Annotated in this window: 16 protein-coding genes; 6 read left to right on the top strand and 10 right to left on the bottom strand. The window is 36.6% G+C overall.

Annotation, left to right across the window (positions count from 1 at the left end; genetic code table 11):
* Positions 1 to 35 precede the first annotated feature (35 nt).
* Positions 36 to 2,312, top strand: coding sequence for a cation:proton antiporter (locus B0E34_RS16900; RefSeq protein WP_087711368.1), 2,277 nt, complete (start codon positions 36 to 38; stop codon positions 2,310 to 2,312).
* Between the two features lie 298 nt (positions 2,313 to 2,610).
* Here the strand turns inward: B0E34_RS16900 and B0E34_RS16905 are convergent, their stop codons facing one another.
* The 6 genes from B0E34_RS16905 to B0E34_RS16920 all read right to left on the bottom strand — a co-directional run bounded on the left by B0E34_RS16905 (position 2,611) and on the right by B0E34_RS16920 (position 8,052).
* Entirely contained in the window at positions 2,611 to 4,185 is a 1,575-nt protein-coding gene (locus B0E34_RS16905) for a DHA2 family efflux MFS transporter permease subunit (RefSeq protein WP_087711370.1), read from the bottom strand.
* Positions 4,186 to 4,349: 164 nt separating this feature from the next.
* On the bottom strand, positions 4,350 to 4,493 hold the full coding sequence (locus B0E34_RS21400) for a hypothetical protein (RefSeq protein ID WP_165763008.1): 144 nt from the start codon (positions 4,491 to 4,493) through the stop codon (positions 4,350 to 4,352).
* 14 nt (positions 4,494 to 4,507) lie between these two features.
* Positions 4,508 to 4,702: a hypothetical protein gene (locus B0E34_RS21140; RefSeq protein ID WP_123956682.1), complete on the bottom strand. Its 195-nt coding sequence runs from the start codon at positions 4,700 to 4,702 to the stop codon at positions 4,508 to 4,510.
* 302 nt (positions 4,703 to 5,004) lie between these two features.
* The gene (locus tag B0E34_RS16910) at positions 5,005 to 6,108 is read right to left on the bottom strand and encodes an HlyD family secretion protein (protein WP_087711371.1); all 1,104 of its coding nucleotides are present in this window, start codon (positions 6,106 to 6,108) and stop codon (positions 5,005 to 5,007) included.
* A gap of 20 nt (positions 6,109 to 6,128) precedes the next feature.
* A complete protein-coding gene (locus B0E34_RS16915; protein ID WP_087711373.1) occupies positions 6,129 to 7,442 on the bottom strand; it encodes a TolC family protein in 1,314 nt (437 codons plus the stop codon).
* Complete coding sequence (locus B0E34_RS16920) at positions 7,426 to 8,052, bottom strand: TetR/AcrR family transcriptional regulator (protein WP_076394742.1); 627 nt, start codon at positions 8,050 to 8,052, stop codon at positions 7,426 to 7,428. Before B0E34_RS16920 ends, B0E34_RS16915 begins: the two co-directional genes overlap by 17 nt.
* 158 nt (positions 8,053 to 8,210) lie before the next feature.
* On the opposite strand from B0E34_RS16920, the gene B0E34_RS16925 reads away from it, so the two are divergent.
* Entirely contained in the window at positions 8,211 to 8,435 is a 225-nt protein-coding gene (locus tag B0E34_RS16925) for a hypothetical protein (RefSeq protein ID WP_087711375.1), read from the top strand.
* 37 nt (positions 8,436 to 8,472) lie between these two features.
* On the opposite strand, the gene B0E34_RS16930 is transcribed toward B0E34_RS16925, so the two are convergent.
* On the bottom strand, positions 8,473 to 9,588 hold the full coding sequence (locus B0E34_RS16930; protein ID WP_087711377.1) for a DNA polymerase III subunit: 1,116 nt from the start codon (positions 9,586 to 9,588) through the stop codon (positions 8,473 to 8,475).
* Positions 9,589 to 9,843: 255 nt separating this feature from the next.
* On the opposite strand from B0E34_RS16930, the gene bamG reads away from it, so the two are divergent.
* From bamG to B0E34_RS16945, 3 genes are read left to right on the top strand one after another with little or no spacing between them, the layout of a single operon-like run.
* Positions 9,844 to 11,127, top strand: a complete 1,284-nt coding sequence (gene bamG, locus B0E34_RS16935) for a BamG family beta-barrel-assembly machinery protein (RefSeq protein WP_087711379.1) — start codon at positions 9,844 to 9,846, stop codon at positions 11,125 to 11,127.
* 1 nt (position 11,128) lies between these two features.
* Entirely contained in the window at positions 11,129 to 11,722 is a 594-nt protein-coding gene (lptC, locus tag B0E34_RS16940) for an LPS export ABC transporter periplasmic protein LptC (protein WP_087711381.1), read from the top strand.
* A 4-nt stretch (positions 11,723 to 11,726) separates the two neighbouring features.
* Complete coding sequence (locus B0E34_RS16945; protein ID WP_087711383.1) at positions 11,727 to 12,770, top strand: anhydro-N-acetylmuramic acid kinase; 1,044 nt, start codon at positions 11,727 to 11,729, stop codon at positions 12,768 to 12,770.
* A 35-nt stretch (positions 12,771 to 12,805) separates the two neighbouring features.
* On the opposite strand, the gene B0E34_RS16950 is transcribed toward B0E34_RS16945, so the two are convergent.
* Positions 12,806 to 13,195 (bottom strand): orotate phosphoribosyltransferase, encoded by a 390-nt coding sequence (locus tag B0E34_RS16950; protein ID WP_076394730.1) that lies wholly within the window; start codon positions 13,193 to 13,195, stop codon positions 12,806 to 12,808.
* A gap of 40 nt (positions 13,196 to 13,235) precedes the next feature.
* Between B0E34_RS16950 and B0E34_RS16955 the strand changes: the two genes are divergently transcribed.
* Positions 13,236 to 13,847 (top strand): NUDIX hydrolase, encoded by a 612-nt coding sequence (locus B0E34_RS16955; RefSeq protein WP_087711385.1) that lies wholly within the window; start codon positions 13,236 to 13,238, stop codon positions 13,845 to 13,847.
* Here the strand turns inward: B0E34_RS16955 and B0E34_RS16960 are convergent.
* Positions 13,840 to 15,111: a UDP-N-acetylmuramoyl-tripeptide--D-alanyl-D-alanine ligase gene (locus tag B0E34_RS16960; RefSeq protein WP_087711387.1), complete on the bottom strand. Its 1,272-nt coding sequence runs from the start codon at positions 15,109 to 15,111 to the stop codon at positions 13,840 to 13,842. The genes B0E34_RS16955 and B0E34_RS16960 overlap by 8 nt on opposite strands.
* A 64-nt stretch (positions 15,112 to 15,175) precedes the next feature.
* On the bottom strand, positions 15,176 to 16,771 hold the full coding sequence (gene gldJ, locus B0E34_RS16965) for a gliding motility lipoprotein GldJ (RefSeq protein WP_087711389.1): 1,596 nt from the start codon (positions 16,769 to 16,771) through the stop codon (positions 15,176 to 15,178).
* Positions 16,772 to 16,927: the final 156 nt, after the last annotated feature.

Genomic DNA, 16,927 nt, shown 5'->3' on the forward strand with positions numbered 1-16,927 from the left:
GATTTTCTTAGCAATTTTGTCTAAAATTTGGAATCATGAATTGGGGAAAATACAGAAATATCATCTTTTATATTTCCACCATTATTGTTTTTTCATCACTGATGTATTTTTTCATCATTGAAGGGCAGACTTTGGAAATCGGAGAAAAGATCATTACAAAAACAAACAACAGTTCCAGCTGGGACAATTTTTTAGAATCATTCAAGACCAATCTTCACCATCCTTTAGCTTTATTACTGGCACAAATCGTTACCATTATTCTTGTTGCAAGACTTTTCGGCTGGATTTGTATGAAGATCAAGCAGCCTTCCGTGATCGGTGAAATGATCGCGGGAATTGTTCTGGGACCGTCCCTTGTAGGAATGTACTTCCCGGAATTTTCAGCGTTTCTTTTCCCGAAAGAATCTTTAGGAAATCTGCAGTTTTTAAGCCAGATCGGGCTTATCCTCTTCATGTACATTGTAGGAATGGAACTGGATTTAAGCGTTTTAAGAAAAAAAGCACATGATGCAGTCGTCATCAGTCATGCAAGTATCATTATCCCTTTTGCATTGGGAATTGGTCTGTCTTATTTCATTTATAAAGAATTTGCGCCGGAAGGAATTCAGTTTACCTCATTCGCGCTTTTCATCGCTATTGCCATGAGTATCACTGCGTTTCCTGTTTTGGCAAGAATCGTTCAGGAAAGAAATCTTCAGAAAACCAAACTGGGAACGGTAGTCATCACTTGTGCAGCAGCCGATGACATTACGGCATGGTGTATTTTAGCAGCCGTAATTGCTATCGTAAAAGCAGGATCGTTCGAAAGTTCACTCTATGTAATTTTGATGGCAATTGCCTATGTATTTTTCATGATTAAAATTGTAAGACCGTTCCTGAAAAGAATCGGAGATTTACAGGCAGGAAAAAGTACCATCAACAAACCCATGGTTGCGATTTTCTTTTTGACCTTGATTCTTTCGGCTTATGCTACGGAAGTTATTGGGATTCATGCGCTTTTCGGAGCTTTTATGGCGGGAGCGATTATGCCTGAAAATGCAAAATTCAGAACACTGTTTATTGATAAAGTGGAAGATGTGGCGTTGGTTCTTCTTCTGCCTCTTTTCTTTGTATTTACAGGACTTCGTACCCAGATTGGATTACTGAATGACAGTCATCTCTGGATTACAGCAGGATTTATCATTTTGACCGCAGTGATCGGAAAATTTGCAGGAAGTGCCTTAACCGCAAAATTTTTAGGCATCAACTGGAAAGAAAGTTTAACGATCGGAGCCTTGATGAACACCAGAGGTTTAATGGAACTTATTGTCCTGAATATCGGTTATGATCTGGGCGTTTTAAGTCCTCAGATATTTGCCATGATGGTAATTATGGCGCTGTTTACAACTTTCATGACGGGACCTGCGCTGGATTTCATCAATTTTATATTTAAATCTAAAAAAGATGATGAGGAATCTCCGGTAAATGATGCGAAATACAGGGTATTATTATCTTTTGACCATCCTGAATCCGGAAGCACTCTGCTGAAACTGGCTCATGATTTCACCCATAAAATGAACGGCAATAAAAGCATAACCGCCATGAATATTGCTCCCGTGAACGAAATGCACGCTTACGATATTAATGAATACGAAAATGAGCAGTTTAAAAATGTAATAGAAACGTCCAACGATCTGAATCTTGAAGTCACAACGCTTTTTAAAGCCTCCAATGATATTGAAAACGATCTTACACACATTACCAACAAAGGAAATTACGATCTTCTTCTGATTATGCTCGGAAAATCGATGTATGAGGGAAGTCTGTTGGGGAGACTTTTAGGTTTTACGACGAAGATCATTAATCCGGAAAAACTTTTAAATACGGTAAAAGGGAAAGGAAATATTTTCAACAACTCTCCTTTTGACGATTTTACATTACAGATTCTGGATAAAACCCAGATTCCTGTTGGTATTCTGGTGGAAAAAGAATTTACTTCCGCAGACAAAGTTTTTGTTCCGATCTTTAATTTAAGTGATTTTTATCTGCTTGAATATGCCAAAAGACTCATCAATAACAACAATTCTCAGATTATTATCTTAGATGTTGCAGGACAGATCCGGAATAATATTGAAGTGAAAGAACTCATCCGAAGCATCGAACAGGTTGCGCCCAATCACATCACTTTATACAATGAGAAAAAAATTGAGAAAGAATTTCTGAATTCGCAGGATTTAATGCTCATCAGCAGCAAAAGCTGGAAAAACCTCATCGATACGAAAAGCATATGGTTATCGGATATTCCGTCAACGTTGATTATCAGTAATCCCTAATGATTTGAATAGTGAATTTTGTTATGCAAGTCAATTAATTTTATTGTCAATTCGCTTTCCGAGAAATTAAAGCGAGTCCGATCTAAAAGATGAAAAAATATCATGAAAAAATATTCTCTATCTGCTTTGGCAGCATATTCGTTCTTTGATAAAAACATCAATTAATATCTTTTCGGAGATTATTGATCAAAAATTATAATTATGGCTTAAATCAAACTCACTTTAATTAAAAAAACCGTCTCATTTGTGAAACGGTCATATTCATTATATTGATTTAGAGATTTTTTTGGCATTTTAATTAATGCACCCCACTCAGATCAATCTTCTCTTTGCTTTTTCGTTCTTTAATAAATAAGATGAACGGAATACAGACAAGGAAGATTACCCCAAGATAAAGAAAAACATCCATGTAAGAAAGGACGGTTGCCTGCTTCGTTACCGAAAGATCAAGCATTTTGTAGGCGGCGTTCATTGCGGCATCAGGAGTCATTCCTTTTGCGATAAAACTGCCTTTCAGAGCCTGTAACCTTTGCTGTACCGCAAAATCGGTCTGGTCAAGGTGCGAAATAAGATTCACCCTGTATTTCTGACTCGCATTGGCAATGAATGTGGTGATCGCAGCAATTCCGAAAGAACCGCCAAGCTGTCTCATCATCCCTGTAAATGCTGCTCCCTGCCCGATTTCCTGCCCTTTCAATGTACTTAATGAAAGCGAGGTGATCGGGATAAACAGTAAACCCAATCCGGCTCCTCTTACAATCAGCATCCAGAAGAAGGCATCTTTTCCCGTGTCCGGAGTTAATATTTTATATCCCCAGAAACTGTAGATAAAGAAGATAAATAATCCCAGTGAAACCAAAATCTGCTGTTTAGCTCCTTTTGAAAGCAGTCTTCCGATAATCGGCATCATGAAAGCCGTCGTTAAAGCTGCCGGAATCATTAAAGCACCCGACTGAAGCGCCGTCCATCCCAGAATACTTTGGGTATATAAAGGAACGATAAATGTAGATCCGTACAAACCAAATCCTAAAACGAAGGACATCACGGTTCCGATTCTTAAGTTTCCGTTTTTCAGAACACGGAGTTCTACGATCGGATATTTAAAGGTAAGTTCTCTCCATAGGAAAAGGATAAATCCTAAAACCGCAGCGGCTGTAAAGAAAACGATCATTCCGCTGGCAAACCAGTCTTCTTCATGACCTCTTTCCAGAATAAACTGTAAGGAACCTACGGTAATTGCCAATAATGCAATTCCAATCCAGTCTACGTCGGAAATCTTTCGTTTTTCGGCATATTTCGGACTTCTTACAAACTGAAGCGTCATTAAGGTTGCCGCAATCCCGATCGGAATATTAATATAGAAAATATATGGCCAGCTAAAATTATCCACAATATATCCTCCCAACGGCGGACCCAATGTAGGACCGATAATTACACCAAGTCCGTAAATTGCCTGTGCCATACTTCTTTTTTCCACCGGATAAGATTCCGTGATGATGGTTTGCGAAGTTACCAGAAGCGCTCCCCCACCGATTCCCTGCATGAGACGGAAAAATACAAGTTCCCAGATGTTGGTTGCATTTCCGCACAGAAAAGAAAAAACGGTAAATATAATGATGGAAGCCGCGAAATAGTTTCTTCTCCCGAACTGCTGGGAAAGCCAGCTCGTCATCGGAACAATAATTACGTTTCCGATCGCGTATGCGGTGATTACCCATCCTACTTCGGATAGTGTGGCTCCAAGATTTCCCTTCATCTCATTCAGGGCAACGTTTACAATCGTGGAATCCACTATTTCAAGCAAAGCACAAAGAATAGCCGTAATCGTAATGATTACTCTTCGGGCTCCGTATTCTACTAATGAATCTTGCATAGTTTTTTTAGTGTTGTATTAAAAATCAAGAGATTTGAGATTCGGAAATATGAACAAGTTTTTACGAACCAACTTTGTTCTCTCATCCATGAGATGAGGTTTCAGAAAAATTTAGCTGATTAAAATTTCATCAAAGTATTTCCAAATCTCTAAATTTCTCAATTTTAAAAAAGTGAATTGTCAATAATCATCCTCTGCATGGTCTTATTTTTACCTCTGCATTTTCCTCTGCATAATCTTTCTTCATTAAACCGGAATTCTGCTGCATCGTTCAGCTTCATCATTTTAACATCAGTTTTCTTCTTCATATCCGGCAACCGCTTCATTTATCGTCTTCATTTCCTGTTTCCTCTTCATGATCTTTCTGCATTACACCGGAACCTTCTTCATGGATCAACTTCATCATTTCCACATCTTTCGCTGATCTCAGCTTCATTGATCCGGCATCGACCTCATCGCCAATCTTCAAATTCTTTTCATTAAAAAATGACTTCTCCTTCAAAAATTGACAATTCACTTATATATTTTTTTGATAATCCGTTATTAATTATACTGCTTTTTAACGCAAAGATCACTAAGATTCTTTTACATACTAACTGTTTTTAAGTTCGCAAAGCTACTTCGACAAGCTCAGCATAAACTATTCACTCAGCAAAGAACTCAAAGATTTTTCAATTATGACAAATTACAGATAATCATATATATTTTTGAAAAAAAGTGAATTGCAGTTATCAATCTTTCATTGTCAATTCTACTACTTCATTACATCTCATAACCGATCTGCTTCTGCATTGCTGACAATTCACTTATTTTATATTTTTATTTTAAAGAAACTTCTGCTTTTACATTCATTCCTGTTCTTAATCTTTTGGATATATTTTTATCAAGATTTACAAAATCGATTTTTACAGGAAGTCTCTGTACTACTTTTACGAAGTTACCACTCGCATTATCCGGGGGAAGTATAGAGAATGTAGCTCCGGTTGCAGGAGAGAAAGAACTTACCACACCGTCAAATTCTCTGTCCGGGAAAGCATCAATCTCAATTTTTACTTTTTGTCCTTCCACCATTTTATCAATCTGGGTTTCTTTGAAGTTGGCAATTACCCATTTCTGGTCATTTTTAACCAAAGAAAACAATTGTGAACCTGCCTGTAAATACTGTCCTGCCTGAATCGGCACTTTTCCTACATATCCGTCTTCCGGTGCTACAATTACCGTGTAAGATAAATTCAGTCTTGCATTTTCCACATCCACTTCTCTCTGCTTTGCAACGGAATTTGCCACTCCGATCTGCTGAGAGCTTGCCGCGGTTTGAGAAGAAGCAATATTGGTTTGCTGTGCAATCTGGTTTCTCTGATCGATTAAAACCTGAAGCTGCTTATCTGCAGACTGTTTTGCTGCCAGAGCCTGCTCATACTGCTGTTCTGTAATAGAGTGGTCTTTCACAAGATTCGCATATCTTTTTAAATCCTGAGAAGTTTTCCAAACGTTTACTTTTGCGGCTTCAATCTGTGCATTGGCTGTTGTAACTGCTGCTTCAGAAGAATTTATATTTTTTGAAGTTGCCGTTGTGGAAGCCTGCGCATTAGAGATGCTGCTTTTTGCTGTTGCCAAAGCTGCTTCTGCCTGCTGTAAAGCCATTTTCTGATCTCTGCTGTCCAGTATAACCAAAGTATCTCCTTTTTTTACAAACTGGTTATCCTTTACTTTTACTTCCGTTACATATCCTGAAATTTTAGAAATTACGGGAGCCATATTGGATGCAATCTGTGCATCGTCTGTTTCTTCATGAACCTGCCCGTAAGAATAGGTTCTGTAACCGTAGATTCCTCCTCCGATTAAAACTACGGCTAATATGATAGGGAAAACTAAACTTTTTTTCTTTTTTGGTTCAGTCGTTTGTGTAGTATTATTTTCCATTGTGGGTATAGTTCTTAATTTTATTTATTTGTTAAAGTTCCGGTAGTCTGCAATAGTTTTCTGTAGGCTAAAACGGCATCTGCTTTGGCATTGATTACCCCTACATTCGCTGAAATCTGTGCAGCATCTGCATCCAGAAGCTCCGTCATTGTAGCCAGACCGTTATCATATTTATTTTTTGTAATTCTGTAATTTTCGTTAGCCTGTTCTGCAGATTTTTCGAAAACAGCAATTCTTTTTTTAGAATAATCTGTGTTCTGGTATTCTCTGTTTACATCAAGCTTGATGTTGTCGTTTAACAATTCATTGGTTGCAGCCAACTGCATTTCTCTGGCTTTTGACTGCTTAAGCGAAGAGTTTTCTTTCCAGAGATTTGATAAATTGTAAGAAATTCCTACGCCAACATTTACGGCATTGTAAATCGTTAAAAACTTCGGAATATCTGCCGCCACATAACCTCCTGTAAAAGCAATGGAAGGAAGATTTTCTGCTTTCGCAGATTTTGTTCCCAAAGCTGCAGCCTGTCTTTGTTTGTCCAAAGCCTGAAGATCTTTACGGTTTTCTCTGGCTTCATTTAAATAGAAATCAAGCGGTTTTACTTCATTTCCTTCATCTATATAATTCTGGTCTACTTCGATTTCTGTGGTTTCCGGAAGTCCAAGCAATAAATCCATATTGATATTGGCAATATTGTAGTTGTTTTTTGCTTCCAGTAACTGAAGTTCGATGTTTGAAGTCTGCAAACTTGCTTTTAAACGGTCATTTCTCGCAATTACTCCGTTGTTTTCAAGTTTAAGGAACGTTTCGTCTCTTTTTTGAGAAGCGGTAAGGTTTTCTTCTAAAACTTTGATGGACTGGTTGGCTTTAAACAAATTATTGTAAGCCTGCGCAACATTGTAAGCAATGGCTACTTTATCGTTTTCAGTGGTTAATTTAGATGCTTCCACTAAATATTTTGCAGATTCTATTCCGTATTTTATTCTTCCTCCGCTGTAAATCGGAACGCTGACATTCGCTGATCCGTAGGCAACCTGATGAACTTCCGGACCCCCTGCTCCTGAAACTCCGGGAAGTTTAATATCAATATTCGGTTTTAAAGGAAGATACATATAGCTTCCTGAAATTTTCAGCTCCGGAAGCTGTCTGTTTTTGGCTTCCAAAAGATTGGCTGTAGCTTCTTCTATTTTTGCAGCATCAATTTTAAGATTTTTGCTGTTCTGGATTCCCAACTGCACAGCATCATCAAGAGTGAGGGTCTTTTTCTCCTGAGCATTTGCGTTTGCAATCCCTACGAATAGAGCGAGCGCAAGGACTGAATTATTTATTTTCTTCATAACCTAGAAGGTCTTTTAGTAGATATTTAATATGTTTATTAAGTTCTGTGTAATATTTTTCATCAAAAACTTCTTCTTCATTGGTGTCGTTCAGGAATTCCTTATACATTTCTTTGGCATTAGAAGCGTAAAATAAAGTTCCGCTTACGGTGGAATGAAGAAGGTAGATGGGAGGATTTTTTGTAAAAATTCCTTTCTGAAGACCGCTTTCCAGAATTTTTGAATACATGGAAATGAATCCCATTTTGGTTTCTTTAAGAAATTCTACGATCTGCGGGTTTTCTGCATGAAGCTGCTCTCTCTGCATAATTCTGTAGAAACATTTGTTGTGTCTTACCTTTCCTGCAAACTGATCTACGATTTTTTCAACTTTTTCCCATTCGTTGATATCGGTTCTTTCGATAATATCTTTGGAAAAAAACTGTCCCTCGCTCATTCTGTATTCTACCAGCTTCTCGTACAATTTTTCTTTAGAACCGAAATAATAAGAGATCATAGAAATATTAACATTTGCAGCTTTGGCAATTTCTCTTGTAGAAGTTCCTTCAAAACCTTTCTCTGCGAAAAGTTTCTCTGCGGCAAATAATATATTTTCTTCTTTTGAAATCATCTTTTACTCTGTATCTGTTTTTCGAGGTGCAAATTTACAACCAATTTTTCATAAATCAAACGATTGATTGATTTTTTAATGAAATTTAATTTTTTTTAATCTTAAAGTCCTTCAAATGGAAATTTGAGTATATTTGGAGTCTATTAAAAATTTAGATCATGAAAAAAATAATTTCAGTTTTAGCCCTTACTTTATTCACTTTCAACTTTGCACAGGAAACTCCGAAAGGCGCATGCTGCGCAGGAAAAGACAAGAAAGAATGTTCCACAAAAGATAAAAAAGCCTGTGGAGATCATAAAAACTGTGATGCTAAACACAAAACAGCAGAAAACAGTTCTAAAACGACCGATAAAAAAGCTTCTAAAGCAAAGAAAACAGCTTAAGAATAAAAAAACTCCGAAGGATATTCGGAGTTTTTATTTAGCTTTTATGGATGTATCTGGATAATTTTATCCCGAGATCCGTCCAGACAATTTTGGGATTTCCGTTTCGGGTTAAGTGCAGATCGGCAGTATTGATTTCTTCCAGAATGCTTTCAATATTGGCTCCGCTGATGAATTTTGAGAATCCCATCCAGTTGAAACCATTCGCATCAATCTTTTTATAGACTAAATTCTCCGACTGATAGTTCTGCAGCAAAGCGAGTCTGAAAATCTCGGAACAGTAGTTTAAAAAATTTTTCTGCTTTTCACGGTTCCAGCCTGCAATTTCTCTTGCCCAAAGAATAATGCTTCGCAGAAATTCAGGTTTCTTTTTTACCATAAATGCATCACGAACCCACTGAACAAAAAGCTTTTCGAACTCATCAGTTTTGTTTCCGGATTGTAAAAGCTTTAAGGCTTCATTAAGGTCTCCCTGAGCCTGATGGATGATCTCCCCTGTCTTGTCTTCTGAAAGATTATAATTTTTTTTCAGATAAATTTCCAGATCTTCACCGTTTATTCTAGGTACCTCTACAATCTGCGTTCGGGAAAGAATGGTTGGTAAAATATCGTTGGTAGATTCTGCGGTAAGCAAAATAATTGTTTTCGCTGGAGGTTCCTCTAAAAATTTCAGGAATTTGTTGGATGCTGCGACATTCATTTTATCTGCTCTCCAGACAATGAGAATTTTAGTTCCGCCTTCGTAACTTTTTAAAGAAAATTTCTGGTTCTGTTCATCAATTTCATCTGCCGAAATAAAAAGCTGCTTGTTTTCGGATTCTAAAACAGCCGTCCATTCATCATATCCCGCATACGGAGATTTAAGAATCATTTCCCTGAATTCATCAAATTTATTTTTGCTTAATGAGTTTTTATTATCTGTAAAAACGGGAAAGCTGAAATGCAGATCCAAATGATTGAGATGCTCTACTTTCGCACCGGCGTGAGGATTTTCACTGCTCAGAATTTCTTTAGCATACGCCAAAGCAATCGGCAATGTTCCGTATCCTTCTTTGCCGACGAAAAGCTGGGCATGGCTTACCCTGTTTTCGGCGATACTGTCTCTAAGAAGTTTTTTCAGACTTTCCTGTCCGGCAATGTTCTCCCAATTCATGATTCAAAGATATGAAATTTGTAATTCGCAGAATGTGAATTTTTACTTTGCAGGTGAATTTTGCGTTGCAAATGAATTGTGAATTTTATCATGCAGTGTATTGATAATGTATAAAAATTCACAACCAAAGCGAATTTACAATTAAGAATTCATCATAATTATAGCTATTCATCCCCCTTAACAAACTTTAACCTCTTATAATTTTTACAATTCATTAATATTTAAGATATTTGCGCATTGTTTTAAAAATAAAGAATGAAAAAAATCTTTGTACTATCATTGATATCAGTTGGATATTTCCTTAACGCGCAGAACCTGAGTAATTCACCTTATGCAACTTACGGAATCGGAGATGTAAAATATGATAATACGATCGAAACTACCTCAATGGGAGGTATATCTACCGCTTTTATAAGTGATTTTACAAGTAATTTCAATTTTGCAAACCCTGCAAACAATGCTAATTTCGAGCTTACAAGTATTAAGCTGGAAGCTACCAACGAAAACAATTACTTTAAAACAAACTATAACAATACGAAGTCTACGAAGCACTCTACGTACTTATCCAATATTTCTATTGCTTTCCCTCTGTCTCCAAAATTGAAGATGGGAATTTCTTATCAGCCGTACAGCTCAAAAAGCTACGATATTATTCACAGAGATACGCTTTCTGCGGGTAATATCAGAGCCAACAGATTTAAAGGAAGCGGAACTTTGAATACGGTACAAATGGCTTTAGGATATAAAGTGAACGATAAACTTGCTGTTGGAGCAAGAGCAAATTATTATTTCGGGAATCTTTATGACCTTAATGAACTTGCTTATTCCAATGCAGAATTAATTAACGGATACGAAACGAGAAACAGCATCCACAATTTCAACTTTACTTTAGGAGCAAGCTACCAGAACCTGAATACAAGTACAGACAAAAAACTTACGATCGGAGCTACTACTACTTTCGGAAATACGAGTAACATGACGACCGATTATGTAAACAGTACGTATTTCTATTCTGATGCAGGTGCTACTGTAAAAAGTAATGAAAGCATTATCGACCAGAAAAGTACAAAATCTAAAAATCTTTTGCCATTACAGGCTTCTTTAGGGGTAGGTTATGGAGAAGAAAACAGATGGTTCGTTTCTCTTCAGGGAGATTATAAAAAGGGGGAAAATATTAATTATTTCGGAAGTACGCTGGATCTTCAGGATTCCTACAGAATTTCTGCCGGAGGTTGGTATTTACCGAATTATAATAATTTCAGAAGTTATTTTTCGAGAATCGTTTACAGATACGGAGCGTTTTATGAGAAAGGGAATCTTCAGATTGCAGGGCAGAACATTAATAAGTTCGGTATTTCCGGGGGAGTTCTTCTTCCGTTTAAAAACAGCAGCATAACGAGAATGAGCGGTCTGGAACTTGGTCTTGAAGTAGGAAAAAGAGGAACTACTAAAAATAATCTGATCAATCAGAATTTTATAAACCTGAGAGTTGGTTTCAATTTTGCGGATAAGTGGTTCAGAAAGACTCTATACAACTAAAATGAAGTTATTTAGAAACATATCATATAAAAAAAATATAGCATACCTTTTTAGTTGTGCTATATTTTTTGTGATAACTTCCTGTGAAGAAGATCTTACTAAAAATAAAGGCAAACAAAGCAAAAATTTCCCTTCACAGATTATTAATAATGCAAATATCATCCAGAGAGATTCCGGTTTTGTGACGATGAGGGCAAAAGCTCCGATCATTGAAAAATATGAGCTGATCGACAGTCCTTATACGGTTGCAAGAAAGGGAATTGATATTCAGTTTTTCGACAAGAAAAAGCCAAAAATTCCCGGAACAATTAAAGCAAAATACGCTAAATTCTACGATTACAAAAAATTTTACGAAGCGAAAGGAAACGTAAGAATTACCACCAATGAAGGTGATAAATTTGCTATGCAGAGCATTTACTGGGATCAGGTAAAGAAGAATATCTACACCAAAGATACAGTGTATGTAACGAGAAAAGACGGAAGTACGCTGATCGGCGCACACGGAATGCGTGCAAAAGATGATTTTTCCGAATATGTTTTCTTCCAGAATTCAGGAGATTTTGCGGCGCCTGAAATTTCTCAAAACAAGAAATAATCAGATGGTTTTTCATGCAATCGGATTAATGTCCGGAACAAGTTTAGACGGACTGGACATTTGTTTTGCAAGATTTGAAAAACAGGATGAATGGACATTCAAAATACTGAAAGCAGAAACCCTTCCCTACTCTAAAAACTGGGAAGATAAGCTTAGAAACTCTATTCACCTTTCTGCGGAAGAACTCTTAGAGCTGAACTCAGAATATGGCTTTTATTTGGGAAAAGCTGTCAGAAATTTTATTGAAAAGCATCAGATCGAGAACATAGATTTAATTGCTTCTCACGGTCATACGGTTTTTCATCAGCCTCAGAAAAAATTTACTTTACAGATCGGCGACGGAAGAGCAATTAAGCTCGAAACAAATTTACCTGTGGTTTACGATTTCAGGAGTCAGGATGTTTTGATGGGCGGAAATGGCGCGCCGCTTGTTCCGATTGGTGATGAATTATTGTTTTCGGAATACGATGCCTGTCTTAATCTTGGCGGATTTTCTAATATTTCAATGAAAATTAAGGAGAAAAGAATAGCTTTTGATATTGCTCCGGTCAATATTATCCTGAATAAATTGGCTCAGAAATTCAATAAAAATTTCGACGAAAACGGTGATTTAGCGAGAACAGGAAAAATTAATAAGAATTTACTGTCTAAATTAAATTCGCTGGATTTTTACAGCCAGTCTCATCCAAAATCATTAGGAATTGAATGGTGTAACGAGAATATTTTTCCTCTTTTTGGAGATATTGAAACGGCAGATATAATGGCAACCTTTACAGAGCATACTGCGGAACAGATTTCAAAAATTTTCAATATTTATATGCTAAAAAGTGTACTTTTCACAGGTGGCGGAACGTATAATCAATATTTAACTGAAAAGATAAAAGCCAAAGCCAACACTGAAATCGTTATTCCTGAAAAAGAGATTATCGATTATAAAGAGGCTTTAATCTTTGCATTGATGGGAGTTTTAAGGTACAACAATGAAATCAATGTTCTTTCTTCTGCGACGGGAAGTTCCCATGACCACAGTTCGGGAATTATTGTTTAAAGCATAAAAAAACCTTCATTGCTGAAGGTTTTCGTTTATTTATAAACTTCGATTTTATCGGTAAGTGTATTAATGAAGTTCTGAAGAGGTTTTTCCACCATCATTTTGATAAACGGGTTGAATTTTCCTTCAAACAGCATCTGAACTTCGGTCTGGTTTTCGTTAAGAGGACTCAAAGCCGCTGTTAAAGAAAAATCTAAGCTTGAACTTGCAGACTTCAACACTGCTTTCTCATCTGTTACTTCATCAATTTTCAGAGCAATTTCCGGCATTCCCTGCAATCCGAATTTAAATCCATCTTCTCTCGTTTCAAATTTCTGAAGACCGTCCGGCATGAAATCTTTGTAATTTTCTGGCGATTTCAGGATTTCTACCAAGTCTTTAGATGATTTATTAACAATAATCTTTCGTCCTTCTAAATTCATTTTTTATTTTTGTATTTAAATTCTTAATTCTTACAAATATATGTATAAAGTTTTTGTGAACGAAAAAAAATTACTGTTGTCTAAGCAATCTGAAAACTTAGAAAAAACGCTTGGATACGAAAACGTCACAAGCCTGGAAATCGCTTTGGATCTTCTGGAAAATACATCGGTGAAAGAATTGAATGTTTTCGGCGAGAATATCGATGAAATATGGACAGAATTTCAAAAGCTGTTCAGAATTATCGAAGCAGCGGGAGGAATTGTAAATAATCCTGAAGGTGAAATTCTTTTCATCAAAAGACTGGGAAAATGGGATCTTCCGAAAGGCAAAATGGAAAAAGGAGAATCGCGTGAAGAGTCTGCTGTACGCGAAATTGAAGAGGAAACCGGACTTTCTAATGTAGAACTGGTAAGGTTTATCAATACAACTTATCATATTTACATTGAAAGAAACGGCGATAAAGTCTTAAAGTGTACGCACTGGTTTGAAATGAATTTCGATGGAGAAGATACTTCAAAACCTCAGATTGAAGAAGGGATTACGGAGGTTGCCTGGAAAAACACCACCCAGATCGAAGATGAGGTTTTCCCAAGCACATTTAAAAATATCAAGCTGATTGTAAAAGAATTCTGGAATACGAAGGCTAAATAAAGTCAATCGATTTTTCTAAAGCAATTCCTCTGGAACCTTTTAATAATATGTTTTCTGAAAGAATTTTATTAAGTTTTAAATATTCTGTTAGTTCGGCTGTGTTTTCAAATGCTGTTTCTGTAGAATTGACCTTTTTAAAATTCTTTCCAACGGTAATGATCTGATCAAAGCCTAATTCCTGAGCCAGTTTTAAAATATTCTGATGCTCTTTTTCGCTTTCTTCTCCCAATTCTAGCATATCGCCGATTACGATGGTTTTTGAACCTTCAAAGGTAATGAAATTGTGCAAAGAAGCAGTCATAGAACTCGGATTAGCATTATAGGTATCCAAAACTAATGTTTTCCCTTCTTTTTTCACAATCTGGGAACGCATATTGGTGGGTGTGTAATTTTGGATGGCATTTTTAATGTTCTCAAAATCGATTCCGAAGTAAAGACCTAAACTCGCCGCTGCGCAAAGGTTAGTGAAATTATATTCTCCAGTAAGCTTTGAAACTGCTTTCTGATCTTTATATTTGAGACCTACAAAGTTTTCTTCTGAAAATAATGCAAACTGATAATCTGAATCTTCTTTTCCGAAAGTAATTTTTGGTACATAATTTTCAGTTTTTTCCACCTGAACAGGATCATTTTCGTTAACAATAATCGTTTTTCTATGATCTTTAAGATAGTCGTACAGCTCAGATTTTCCTTTAATTACTCCTTCGTATCCTCCGAAACCTTCCAGATGTGCCTTCCCGAAATTGGTAATATATCCGAAATCCGGCTGAGAAATGGAACTTAAAAGAGCAATTTCCTTTTGATGATTGGCTCCCATTTCAATGACTGCCATTCCATGTTCCGGTTTAATGGAAAGAAGTGTTAAAGGAACTCCGATGTGATTATTAAGATTTCCAGAGGTATACTGTACATTAAATTTTTCGGAAAGAACTGCATGAATGATTTCTTTTGTTGTCGTTTTTCCGTTACTTCCTGTTAAACCGATGATAGGAATCTGCAATTGTTTTCTGTGATGAATGGCAAGCTGCTGCAAAAACTTCAGTGTAGAAGGAACGAAGAAAATATTTTTTTCTTTGTTTTCAAATTCCTGCTGTTCAACAATCACAGCTAAAGCGCCATTTTCAACTGCCTGTTCAGCCAACGTTGCTGCATTGAAATTTTCTCCTGAAAAAGCAAAGAAAATATCATTTTTTCCTACTTTTCGGCTGTCGATGGTAACTTTTTCTGCTTGTAAAAATAGCGGATAAAACTGTTCTGTATTCATAATTCAAAAATAAAAAAACCCTCCAGAATTCCGGAGGGTTTTTTGAAAATTATTTTGATAAATATTATCTTCTTGTTCTACCTTTTTCGTTGGCTCTCGCATCCTGAGCTACACGGAATCCAATCCATCCGTAAGCTTTATCCTGAGACTTGTATCTTCTTTGTCCCGGATCCAACCAGTATGCTGTATCCTGCCAAGAACCTCCTTTTACCACTCTTACGTCGTTAGTAATAGCAGAAGTTCTTTCTTTTCTGTCTTTTTGCAGTACTACTCTACCCTGAGCATCTACAATAAATCTCGATTTCGGAGAATTGTACATGTCGTATGAGGTAGCAGAATCTGATGCAGTTCTGTAGTCTAAAGAAGACATTCTGTCACCATCTCTGTAGTTTCTGTAATCAGCAATTGTTTGTCTTTCATACTGACCCGGTAGGTTTCTGTATACCAATCTTCCGTCAGCTAAAGTATCGTATTTAATGCTGCTTTCGTCTACCATTTTGTAAGTTCCGTCACCGTTTCTTACGATAGCCTGCGGCATGTTTCCTCTGTAATAGTTGAAGTCACTGAAATCTTCATCGATGATAGGTCTGTAAACATCCGCAGTCCATTCTGCAACGTTTCCGTACATTCCGTAGATTCCTAAATCGTTAGAAGGGAATTGTCTTACATCTGAAGTTCTTGCAGAACCGTCATTTTTCCAACCTGCGATACCAGAGTAATCTCCTGTTCCCATTTTGAAGTTTTCAAGGAACATTCCTTTTTCTCTTCCTTTAGTACCTCTCAGTTTTTCAATTTCAGGCTTTTTACCCATATACTGATTGTACTCTCTGTTTTTAGCCATACCTAAAGCTGCGTATTCCCATTCAACTTCTGTAGGAAGTCTGAACTTCGTTACCATTGCAGCGTTCGGAGCTCTGTTTGCAGCTAACAATCTCTGGTTTGTAGTTTTCAAACCTGTTTTCTGCTGCATTCTTTTTTCATTGATGTAACCTTGCATTTCAGGATCATTCGATTTGAATTTATCCATGTTGAATGCAGTTCCACCCTGGTTATTAGATTCGTTGATATACAAATCTTTCGCAATGATACCGGCTTGCATTAAAGCTTTCTCGTTCGCTCTGTCTGACAACCATTCGCAGTATCTGTTTGCCTGAGTCCAAGACACTCCTACTACAGGATAGTAATCGAATTCAGGAGCACGGAAATACGTCTCGTTGTAGTCATTTCTAGATAATTTGTTGTCCCACAATAAGGTATCCGGCAACGCACCGTTGTAGATTTCCTTAAAGCTTGGATCGCTTGGTGGGAATACGTACTTCAACCATGTAAGGTATTCGCGGTATTCGTAGTTAGTAATTTCAGTTTCCCCGATGAAGAATGAACTTACCTGCATTCTGCGAGGCGAGTTATTCCAATCGTGCATAACATCATCTTTCACTAATCCCATTGTAAAAGTTCCACCTTCTACATATACCATTCCCGGCCAACCTTTTTGTTTTTGTTGCTTTCCTGCAAAAAACCAACCTTGTTTCTCGTTTGGTTTCCAACCTGTTTTGCTGACAAATTTTTTAGTACCGCCGCCATTATTAGATCCTCCGCAACTGGTTAATGCAAGTGTAGAACTTAATGCTATTAATGAAAACAACTTTAGTTTTTTCATAGTCGATATAAATATTTTCAAAGTACAAAGAAAAAATAAATTATTCAATAAATCAAGTAAAGAGTTGATTTTTTTGAAAAACGTTAACAAATTAATTTTATTGTATCACAATTTAATTATAAAATTTTCATTTATTTTGTAATTCAGAAATTTCAA

It is taken from the genome of Chryseobacterium mucoviscidosis, from assembly GCF_002177115.1.
Classification (GTDB): domain Bacteria; phylum Bacteroidota; class Bacteroidia; order Flavobacteriales; family Weeksellaceae; genus Chryseobacterium; species Chryseobacterium mucoviscidosis.